This window comes from Eisenbergiella porci, assembly GCF_009696275.1.
Classification (GTDB): Bacteria; Bacillota; Clostridia; order Lachnospirales; family Lachnospiraceae; genus Eisenbergiella; species Eisenbergiella porci.
On sequence record NZ_VUMI01000088.1, the window covers coordinates 1 to 10349 of the forward strand.

The 10349-nt window shown below is 52.8% G+C and carries 7 protein-coding genes and 1 other annotated feature; of the genes, 4 read left to right on the plus strand and 3 right to left on the minus strand.

Annotation, left to right across the window (positions count from 1 at the left end; translation table 11 throughout):
• Window positions 1–219 precede the first annotated feature (219 nt).
• Window positions 220–2172, plus strand: coding sequence for an ABC-F family ATP-binding cassette domain-containing protein (locus FYJ45_RS27930; protein ID WP_154468242.1), 1953 nt, complete (start codon window positions 220–222; stop codon window positions 2170–2172).
• A 141-nt stretch (window positions 2173–2313) separates the two neighbouring features.
• Here the strand turns inward: FYJ45_RS27930 and FYJ45_RS27935 are convergent, their stop codons facing one another.
• Together FYJ45_RS27935 and FYJ45_RS27940 are read right to left on the minus strand one after the other, a co-directional pair.
• On the minus strand, window positions 2314–4284 hold the full coding sequence (locus tag FYJ45_RS27935) for an oleate hydratase (RefSeq protein ID WP_154468243.1): 1971 nt from the start codon (window positions 4282–4284) through the stop codon (window positions 2314–2316).
• A gap of 364 nt (window positions 4285–4648) precedes the next feature.
• On the minus strand, window positions 4649–5272 hold the full coding sequence (locus FYJ45_RS27940) for a TetR/AcrR family transcriptional regulator (RefSeq protein ID WP_154468248.1): 624 nt from the start codon (window positions 5270–5272) through the stop codon (window positions 4649–4651).
• Between the two features lie 349 nt (window positions 5273–5621).
• On the opposite strand from FYJ45_RS27940, the gene FYJ45_RS27945 reads away from it, so the two are divergent.
• The 3 genes from FYJ45_RS27945 to FYJ45_RS27955 all read left to right on the plus strand — a co-directional run bounded on the left by FYJ45_RS27945 (window position 5622) and on the right by FYJ45_RS27955 (window position 7801).
• Window positions 5622–6494, plus strand: coding sequence for a methionyl aminopeptidase (locus FYJ45_RS27945; protein ID WP_154468244.1), 873 nt, complete (start codon window positions 5622–5624; stop codon window positions 6492–6494).
• A gap of 220 nt (window positions 6495–6714) precedes the next feature.
• The gene (locus FYJ45_RS31250) at window positions 6715–7167 is read left to right on the plus strand and encodes a LytTR family DNA-binding domain-containing protein (protein WP_154468245.1); all 453 of its coding nucleotides are present in this window, start codon (window positions 6715–6717) and stop codon (window positions 7165–7167) included.
• 10 nt (window positions 7168–7177) lie between these two features.
• Window positions 7178–7801, plus strand: a complete 624-nt coding sequence (locus FYJ45_RS27955; protein WP_195842023.1) for a DUF4318 domain-containing protein — start codon at window positions 7178–7180, stop codon at window positions 7799–7801.
• Between the two features lie 126 nt (window positions 7802–7927).
• Here FYJ45_RS27955 and FYJ45_RS27960 read toward each other — a convergent pair whose 3' ends face one another.
• A complete protein-coding gene (locus FYJ45_RS27960; RefSeq protein WP_154468247.1) occupies window positions 7928–9712 on the minus strand; it encodes a proline--tRNA ligase in 1785 nt (594 codons plus the stop codon).
• Window positions 9713–9855: 143 nt separating this feature from the next.
• Window positions 9856–10124, minus strand: a binding site (T-box leader).
• Window positions 10125–10349 lie beyond the last annotated feature (225 nt).

Below are 10349 nucleotides of genomic sequence, written 5' to 3' on the forward strand. Positions count from 1 at the left end.
AGGCTACGAATGCCTAAAGGGTGTGGATAAAAACATGAAAAGGGCGTAGCGATGTGGAAAATAAATATTTAAGTATAAAAGTATCGAGAGGATTATTTACAACCTGCCAGCGCCTTTCGGCGCTGGTACGCCGACTTTATATTTGCAAAGAAGGAAAATACGGGTTATGATAGCATAGAGAAATTATTCAGCTGGCTGACACAGAAAGGACAGGTTTCCATGAATATACTGACTGTTGAAAATATAACAAAATCCTATGGGGAAAGGAAGCTGTTTGACAATGCTTCCTTTTATCTGCAGGAAGGGGAAAAGGTGGGCGTAATCGGCATTAACGGCACGGGAAAGTCAACGCTGCTGAAAATCATGGCGGGGCTGGAGGAGCCGGATGAAGGAAGCGTGACAAAAGCCAATCATGTGGTGGTGCGCTTCCTTTCCCAGCAGCCCGTATTCCGGCCGGAGGACACCATACTGGAAAGCGTGCTGAGAGGGCATAAAAAGAGCGGCGGACAGACGGGAGGCGGAGTGCAGGAGGAGGACTGGGAAAGGGAAAGCCAGGCCAAGACCATGCTTACCCGTTTGGGCGTGTCGGATTTTTCCCAGAAATGCGGGGAACTGTCCGGGGGACAGAAAAAACGTCTGGCGCTTGTGGCCGCGCTGCTGACACCGGCGGATCTCCTGATTCTGGACGAGCCGACGAACCATCTGGATAATAATATGGCGGACTGGCTGGAGGATTTTCTGCAAAAGTGGAAGGGCGCGGTGGTTATGGTAACCCATGACAGATATTTTCTGGACAGCGTGGCAACCCGTATTATCGAAATCGATAAGGGAAGCATTTATTCCTATCAGTCCAATTATGAAGGCTATCTGTCCCTGAAGGCGGAACGGGAGGAAATGCAGGCCGCCAGCGAGAGAAAGCGCCAGTCCATTCTCCGCAATGAGCTGGCGTGGATGCAGCGCGGGGCCAGGGCGCGTTCCACCAAGCAGAAGGCGCGGATCCAGCGTTATGAGGAGCTTAAGGGCATGGACGGCCCGGCTGCCGACGGACGCGTGGATATGGGCTCGGTTTCCTCCCGGATGGGGCGTATGACCCTGGAACTTTCCCATATCAGCAAGGCCTATGGGTCGAAGAAGCTGATAGAGGATTTTTCTTATATTTTCCTGAAAAACGAACGGGTGGGCTTTATCGGTCCCAACGGCTGCGGAAAAACAACCCTGATGAAAATCCTGATCGGTCAGGTGCTTCCTGATGCCGGTCAGGTGGTGGTTGGGCAGACCATAAAAATCGGCTATTATGCCCAGGAAATTGCAGGCATTGCCGGGGGAACGCAGCTTCCGGAGGATACCGAAGGCGCGCGTATTGATCTGAAGACGGCATATATGGATCCGAAAAAAAGGGTGATTGATTATATCCGGGATACTGCGGAATATGTGCAGACGAAGGAAGGGAGCATTACCGCCTCCCAGATGCTGGAGAGGTTCCTGTTTCCGGGTGAGGAGCAGTACAGCCTGATAGAAAAGCTTTCCGGCGGGGAAAAAAGAAGGCTGAATCTGCTGCGGGTGCTGATGGAAGCGCCGAATGTGCTCATACTGGACGAACCTACCAATGATTTGGACGTTAGCACGCTGGCGATTCTGGAGGATTATCTGGACAGCTTTGACGGGATTGTGATAACCGTATCCCATGACAGGTATTTTCTGGACCGGATTGTGCAGCGGATTTTTGCCTTTGAGGAGGGCGGCAGGCTGAAGCAGTACGAGGGCGGTTATACGGATTATGCCCTGCGTATCTCTGTGGAGGCGCAGCTTCAGGCGGAAGCGGAGGCCGGGGCTTCCGGCCGGGGCCAGTCAGGGGGAAACGCTGCCTCCGGCCAGGATGGGGCGGCTTCCGGCAAAAAAGGGAAGCCGGATCACATGAAGGCGAAAAAGCTGAAATTCACCTTCCAGGAACAGCGAGATTATGAAACCATAGAAGCGGAAATCGCGTCAATGGAGGAAAAAGCGGAGCAGCTGGAAAAGGATATCGCTGCCGCAGCCACGGATTTTGTCCGGCTCAACAGCCTGACACAGGAAAAAGAGGAGCTGGAAAGCCTGCTGGAACAGAAAATGGAGCGGTGGATGTATCTGGAGGATTTGGCGGCCAGGATTGCGGCCGGGAAATCAGGAGAATAAGCAGGGCAGTAAAAATATAGAATATAAAAATGGCCCCGCACTCATGGATAGTGCGGAGCTTTTTTTGCCTGCCGGGGAAACGGCCCGGCAGGGATGGATTCCTTTGTAAGGTGGACGCAGCAGCGGTCCGCCAGGTATCCTTTACATCATTCCTTCTTTAATTACGTTGTGGTCACGCAGCACTTTTTCGATTACCGTCCCCCTGATAACATGGAGAATGGGTTTCTTCAGTGCGTTGAGCGGCCCGGGAAGCTCGATTTCCAGAGGGGATTTGCCATCCATCAGCTTGACGGAGCTGTCAAGAAGCTCACGGATATCGTATACGCTGCCCCATACCTCCGGTACGCCTCTGTCTACGCCAAGCAGGCCGTATACGGCTTCCATGGCTGTTCTCACAGAATACTCGGTGGTGAAGATGGTGTCCCTGGGAGTCTCTGCAAACTGTCCCAGGAATGCGAAGTTCACGCAGCCGTCAGGAATGACATCCGGGCGGTCGCCCTTTGCCCTGGGCATGAAAAATGCGGTGATATAGGGCATCATGGTAGGAACGCAAACCGCGCTGTTTTCAGCCAGATCCGGAATCTGCTCTGTGGGGACGCCCAGGTGATACAGCCATTCCTCCGTGATTTCCTTACCGGTGCATTCTCTCATGGGCTTTTTCACATAGTCGCCGGGTCTGTCGGTGAACAGGCCGTATACCCATACACAAACCTTATCCTTATCCTGCTCCTTGAACTGGCCCTGACGGTTGATGGTCCAGCTTAACAGCCAGGAGGAATCCTGACAGCTTACGATGCCGCCGGTAACCACATTGCCGGTCCTGGGGTCGCGCTTGCAGATATTGGTGATATAGGGGATGATTTTGTCATCCAGTGTGGTGACGGTGGCGGATTCCCAATTGGTTTTGGCGATATCCGAGCAGAATTTCTCCGGATGGCCGAAGGAAGGATCCTGCTTTGCGATATTTTTCCAAAGGCTCCAGCAGCCGCTGGTGCGGATCTCGGCGTCGCCGTTGGGGGCATGGTTCTGGTCACCGTAAATGGTGCCCTCCGTACAGCTTCCGTTAGTGACGAATACCAGGTCGTTTTCGGAAAGGACAATGCCCTTTTCCACGCCGTTTACCCTGCATTCAAGAAGGGAAGCGATTTTTTTGCCGTCCTTAAAGTCAAATACCACATTGGTGACTTCCGTATTGAACTGGAAATCAACGCCTGCCTCCTCCAGATACTTCTGCATGGGCAGTATCAGGGATTCATACTGATTGAATTTGGTAAATTTCAGGGCGCTGAAGTCGGGCAGCCCGGAAATATGATGGATGAATCTCTGGAAATACAGCTTCATTTCCAGCGCACTGTGCCAGTTTTCAAAAGCGAACATGGTTCTCCAGTACAGCCAGAAATTGGAGTTGAATACTTCGTCATCAAATACGTCCTCAATGGTCTTGTCATAGAGATCCTCATCCTTCGTCATGAAAAGCTTCATGATCTCCATGCACCCTTTCTGGCTCAGATTAAACTTGCCGTCTGTGTGGGCATCCTTGCCGCGTTCCTTTGTGGCACGGCAGAGGGAGTAGTTGGGGTCATGCTTGTTCAGCCAGTAGAACTCATCCAGCACGGAAGCGCCGGGCTTTTCCAGGGAAGGAATGCTGTGGAACAGATCCCAGAGACATTCGAAATGATTTTCCATTTCCCTGCCGCCGCGCATAACATAGCCGCGGGACGGATCGAAAATACCGTCGCAGGAGCCGCCTGCAATATCCTGGGCCTCAAGAATATGAATGTGAGAGCCGGGCATCTGTCCATCGCGTACAAGGAAGCAGGCCGCCGCCAGGGAGGCAAGGCCGCTGCCGACCAGATATGCATTTTTGTCATCCACGCCTTCCGGTTTTTCCGGTCTTGCAAAGGCTTCATAGTTGCCATTGGTATAGTAGATTCCCTTGCTGTTCTTTTCATATTTCCCAAGCTCTGTGTTGCGGTAGCCGTTGTTGGAGGAAGCTTTTTTGGGGTCAGCCGCCTTATCCCCCTGTTTTTTCTTTGCTGTGAGATAGGCCGCAGCCCCTACGCCCGCTGCCAGTACGGAAGCAGCCCCGATTGCCTTTGATTTGTTTGACATTTTTATTTCCACCTTTCTTTTTATGTTTGTGTACTCCGCCAAATTGTGAATGGCGTGACTGAATAGTAATGTTTGTTTATGTGATTATCATAACCGTAACAAAGTAAAATTACTATTTACAAAACCGGCGCAGTGATAAAAAACTTATCAAACGATCAAATCTGATAAATTTTTTATCACCGCGCCGGTTTTGATAAAATATAGGTAACGGTTCGTAACAATTCAGGCAGGTTTTCGCATTTACTGCGCAAACCGTGAGAAAACGTGTTGGCAGCAGGCATCCGCCCCTCGCCGAAGGCGACTTATAATGGGCCGATGCAGTAACAGTTCCGTATTTTCAGGGCTGTAATGTGGTTGCTTCCGTTTAAGCGCGGGGCTTATCCGTGGGCGGGGTTTCCGTCTTCGAGGAGGAAAAAGCAGAGGCCAGGATATCCGGGCTGCTGAAATTATAGATGGATACGGAGATGCAGCCGCGGATGGCGGTACAGAGGTAGTTTACGATTTCATGGTAATTTTCCTTCATTCCCTGCTTGATCCAATCCAGCATGATTCCCACAAAGCTGTATTTGTAGAAATCTGCGATGAAATTTTTATCCGTCTCGGACAGCTGTATGCCCTGTGATTTTTCATTGACCACACCCATGATCAGATCATGCGTCAGGCGGAACAGATAGCTTTCGATCTGTTCGCGGCTGAGGGAATGGTATACATTCATAATAAAAGGCTTATTTTCCATGACCGCTTCAAACACCTGGAGAAGCCCCTCCTGCCAGGTATCGTAGGTTTTCTTCCCCTGAAGCGCCTGGGCGGCGTCTTCATAGCAGATCCACTCCACCAGATCATAGATATCTTTAAAATGATAATAAAAGGTCATCCGGCTGATTCCGCAGTCCTCGGTCAGGTCACGGATGGTGATTTTGTCCAGCGGCTTCTTTAAAAGAAGTTTTTTCAAGGATGCTTCCAGGGCGGTTTTGGTTATATTCTGCATGGGGATACCTCGCTTTTCCACGGATCCGCCCCCTCCGGGACCGGGGGCCTGCGGACCTTCAATAATAAAAAGAATAACGGAATTCGGGAAAAGTGTCAATACAAGGAACAGATCAGTCCGGCTGCCGGAGCCCCGGACGGCGGGAAGGGCGCGCCTGCGCTGCTGCGTTTATGCTGAAATTCCGACAGACAGGAGATATCTGCTTTGACGTTTGCCCTGACAGGGACTATAATAGGTAGACGTAGCGAAGAAGCGGAGGGCCGGAAAGGCCGGCCGTGTAAATCACCGGGGAAACCGGCAGCCAGGTTTACCGGCGGTCATGGTTTACCGGCAGAATGTGAGGCAGAGAATGGAAAAGTTGGGAAGGAATGAGCCCTGCTGGTGCGGCAGCGGGCGGAAATACAAACAGTGCCATGAGGCGTTTGATGAAAAGATAAAGCATTTCGCGCTGCAGGGGCATATGGTCCCGGAGCACGATATGATAAAGAACCCTGAGCAGCTTGCGGGCATCCGGGAGAGCGGGCTTGTGAACATCGCAGTGCTTGATTATGTGGCGGAAAATATCAGGGAAGGCATGACTACGGAGGAAATCGACCGGCTGGTGGAGAGCAAAACAAGGCAGTTGGGAGGTATTCCGGCGCCTCTTGGCTATGAGGGATATCCCAAAAGCGTATGCACCTCTGTGAACGATGAGGTCTGCCACGGCATTCCCAGCGAGGCTGTGGTTTTAAAAAGCGGGGATATTGTAAATGTGGATGTCTCCACCATTTACAAGGGGTATTACAGTGATTCCTCACGTATGTACCAAATCGGTGAGGTGGATGAGGAAAAAAGCCGGCTGGTCCGCGTGGCGAAGGAGTGTATGGAAAAGGGTATCGCGGCTGTGAAGCCGTGGACCTTCCTGGGGGATATGTCGGACGCTGTCAACACCCATGCCAGGGAAAACGGCTGCAGCATCGTGATAGATATGGGCGGCCACGGCGTAGGGCTTGCGTTCCATGAGGATCCCTTTGTCAGCTATGTGGCCCCGAAGGGGACGGAGATGCTGATGGTGCCGGGCATGGTGTTCACCATTGAGCCGATGGTAAATTTGGGTACGCCGGACATTTACCTGGATGACGAAAATGGCTGGACTATTTATACGGAGGATGGAAAGCCGTCGGCGCAGTGGGAGGTCACTGTGGCTGTTACGGAGGAGGGCTGTGAAATATTGGCATATTAACTGTCTGTGTCGGCAGGCAGGCGGGATCCGGGATATTCGGTTTGGAATATCCCGGATTTTTTAATGGGAAAATGTGCCGTGTCAGGCGAAAAACAGGCAGCCGGCGGCCGGATACCGGCCTGTGGATGCCACTTACTGTAAAAGTATGGATTTTCACAGGTGATTTGAGGTATGCTTATATCAGAAAAGAAAAGCAGACACAGGAAGGGAGTGAGCGGCCGTGAAAGTCAGGATTGAAAGCATCGGGGCAGGGCAGAAGGAAGAAGCGCTTCTGCGGCTGGCAAAGGAGGACGGTTCCACGGAAAAGCTGCGGACGTACATTGAGACGGACAGCTGGAGGAAGGTGTCGATCCTTTGCAGGAAGGAAGAGGAGCTTCACCGGATTGACAGCGATGCTATTTTGTATGTGGAATCCGTCCACGAGATACAGTCCGTCCATACGGCGGATGGGGTGTACGAAACCAGGGAAAGGCTCTATGTGCTGGAAAAGCAGCTTCCGGCTTCCTTTATAAGGATTTCCAGATCCGTCATCCTGAATCTGGATAAGGTGAGGCTGTACAGACCCATTCTCAATGGGCTGATGGAGGCCGGCCTGGAAAACGGAGAGTCCGTTTATATTTCCAGGAAGTATTTGAAAGAGGTCCGCGACAGGATTCTGGATGAAGCGAAATGAGGTGTGTGAAATGACGAAGAATGAAAAAATAAATGAGGAAGTGCGGATTGAAATATTAAAAAGAGGCGGGTTTGTAGGACTGATCCTCTGGGCCGGGGCGGTGCTCTATGTGAGCCTGCGTTACCGGACGCTGGGGGCGGCAGTGCTGCCGTGGATGCTCCCCATGTTGGCGGTGGATGTTCTGGCCGGGGTATTCCTTCTGTGGATGGGCCTCCGGAAACAGGTGATAGGCGGCATGGCGGCGTTGTGGACGGCTTTTATCGCGCTTTTCCTGATGGTAATAGCCGGACATCTTCTGCCGGAATGGGTCAGACAGATAATCGGGCTGGATTTTGGAATTTTACTGGTGCTTTTCGGAGGGAATTATTATTATCTTTCGAAGCTGGCCAAAAAAATGAACCAGGGCAGAAACGGCTATACGCTCCGGATAGATTTGAAGGAAAAACCGTCCTCAAAGGAGGATTTCCTGAAACAGTTTGAGGCTTACTGTGCCAAGGAAAATATTGACCTTGTATATGAGGTGAAGGATGTACCGGCGGTGGTTCTTATGAACGGTGTCCGGTGTGAGGTAAGCCTGGACGGCACGCCCGGCTTCGGCGGGGCGGATTATGTGATGAAGGTTACAGAAAGGTAATGCCCCCTTCTGGTTCCCCAAGGCCCGCCATGCAGCTACAGGAGGCTGTATGGCGGGCCTTTTTATAGATTTTAATAAGAAGCTTTGTTACAGGTTTCCATAAGAGGACAGCCCGGCCAACCGCTGTCAGGGCTGCAGCGCGGCCGTGAGGGCGGTTATTTTTTCCCTGACCCGCAGGACGATTTCATCGACGGGGATCTTGCAGGTGTCGGCCTTGTTACCGCGGAGGGTCATTTCCACACAGCCCTCCTTCCTGTTTCTGGGGCTGGCAATGAGACGGATGGGTATGCCCAGCAGATCCGCATCGGAGAACATGACGCCGGCGCTTACGTTTCTGTCGTCATAAAGAACCTCTACGCCCGCCCGCTGCAGCTCTTCATACAGAGCGTCCGCCATGGCGTGCACTTCGGCATTGTCACTGCGTATTGCGCACAGATGGACCTGCCAGGGAGCGATGGTGATGGGCCAGATAGGGCCGTATTCATCGTGATGCGCTTCACAGACGGAGGCCGCCAGACGGCCGATGCCGATTCCATAGCAGCCCATCAGGGGATAGTGGGAAACGCCGTCGGCATCCACGTACTGCATGTGCATGGCTTTGCTGTATTTGGTTCCCAGCTGAAATATATTCCCCACCTCAATGCCGCGGGATATGGTCAGGGTGTGCCTGCCGCATCCCGGACAGATGCCGCCCTCCTGCGCCTTGGCAAAATCATGGTATACCGCGTCCGGGCAGTCCCGCTCTATGCACAGGCCGGTATAGTGGAGGTCTGTGCGGTTGGCGCCGCAGACCAGGCCGGTTCTGCCTTGCAGGGTACGGTCAAACAGAAGGGTGGGCTTTGCATTTTTACCATCGTTGCCCTGCAATCCGGCGCACAGGGCGGCGGGACCGATAAAGCCTGCCTGCAGGCCGGAGCCTTCCGTGATTTCCCCGGGATGGATCTCTTCTCCCAGCAGGTTGGTGAGCTTGGTTTCATTGACATCCAGATCACCGCGGATAAAAAGGACGACATAGGAATCATCCCGGTTTCGCTGGTAAACAACGGCCTTGCAGCATTGGGCGGCCGTGATTCCCAGAAAGGCGCAGAGCTCATCGATGGTATGGACGCCAGGTGTGGAAACCTCTGTCAGCGCCGGGAGGGGCAGGGAGGAATGGGCGCTGTCCGGTTTTTTATCCGGCGGCCCTTCTGTGATGCATTCCGCCGCCTCCATGTTGGCCCGATAGCCGCAGGAGGGGCACAGGACGATGGAATCCTCCCCGGCGGGAGTAAGGAGCATGAATTCATGGGAAAGGTTCCCGCCCATCATGCCGGAGTCCGATGCCACGGAGATCACTTCCGGTATGCCCGCCCTGGCAAAAATACGTTCATATGCACTGTGGCACCGCCGGTAGCAGGCTTCCAGGTCCTCCTGGGAGGTGTGGAAGGAGTAGGCATCCTTCATGGTGAATTCCCGGACGCGGATCAGGCCGGCCCTGGGCCGCGCTTCATCCCGGAATTTGGTCTGGATCTGATAAAAAAGGAAGGGATAGCGGCTGTAGGTGGCGCCGTATTCCCTCACCAGCGCAACAGCGGCCTCCTCGTGGGTCATGCCCAGCACCATAGGGGAACCGTTCCGGTCCGTAAAACGCAGCAGCTCGCTGCCGACGGTGTCATAACGGCCCGATTCCTGCCAGTAAGAGGCGGGCAGCACTACGGGAAACTGAACCTCCTGGCCGTCTGCGGCATCCATTTCCTCCCGGATGATCCGTTCGATTTTCCCGGTGATCCGGCGCAGGGGCGGCAGGGAGGAATAGATGCCGTTCGCCACGTATTTCATATAGCCGCCGCGCAGCATGAGTGCGTGGCTTTCCACTACACAGTCGGAGGGCGTTTCCCGGAACCGGTCGCCGATTAGTTTTGAAAGCTTCATAAAAAGACCTCCTTTTCTTAGCGCATATTTGTAACTGTGAAGAAACGGAACAGTTACAAATAGTAATAAAGGCGCTGGTGGCGGCAGAAGAGGACAGCGCATAAAAAAAGCCCTGAGCCGTCCCGCCGCATCATAGGGGAATGGCTTAGGGCGAACCTTCAGGGTCCGTGATACCACCTAAATTCGGAAAAAATTCCGCGCTCACGGTACAGGGCCAAGCCCAATACCTTTCTCTGTTACGGGAGAATCCGGCGGGGCTTACTTTCGTTTATGGCTGCCGGGAAAATACGGCAGGAAACGGTTCGGCCTGCGGCTCAAAGAGGGGTTCTGCATTTTTTCAGGAAAGACTCACACCAGCCGTCTTCTCTCTGGACCTTCCAAAATGCGTACTGTTTCTTTTCACAGCCTTTGTGGAATATGAAATTCTGGTAACTGTAAATATGCAGGACAGTTACAAATTATGTTAAGAATAGCACGGGGCGGGGCTTCTGTCAAGGGGCGGATTTATTTTGCAGCGCCGAAAGGCGCTGGCAGGTTGTAAATAATCCTCTCGATACTTTTATACTTAAATATTTATTTTCCACATCGCTACGCCCTTTTCATGTTTTTATCCACACCCTTTAGGCATTCGTAGCCT

Excerpts from the sequence above, each read along its gene's own strand:
- FYJ45_RS27960 (WP_154468247.1), bottom strand. The coding sequence starts at position 9,712 with ATGAAGCTTTCAAAACTAATCGGCGACCGGTTCCGGGAAACGCCCTCC.
- FYJ45_RS27930 (WP_154468242.1), top strand. The coding sequence starts at position 220 with ATGAATATACTGACTGTTGAAAATATAACAAAATCCTATGGGGAAAGG.
- FYJ45_RS27940 (WP_154468248.1), bottom strand. The coding sequence starts at position 5,272 with ATGCAGAATATAACCAAAACCGCCCTGGAAGCATCCTTGAAAAAACTT.
- FYJ45_RS27955 (WP_195842023.1), top strand. The coding sequence starts at position 7,178 with ATGACGAAGAATGAAAAAATAAATGAGGAAGTGCGGATTGAAATATTA.
- FYJ45_RS27945 (WP_154468244.1), top strand. The coding sequence starts at position 5,622 with ATGGAAAAGTTGGGAAGGAATGAGCCCTGCTGGTGCGGCAGCGGGCGG.
- FYJ45_RS27935 (WP_154468243.1), bottom strand. The coding sequence starts at position 4,284 with ATGTCAAACAAATCAAAGGCAATCGGGGCTGCTTCCGTACTGGCAGCG.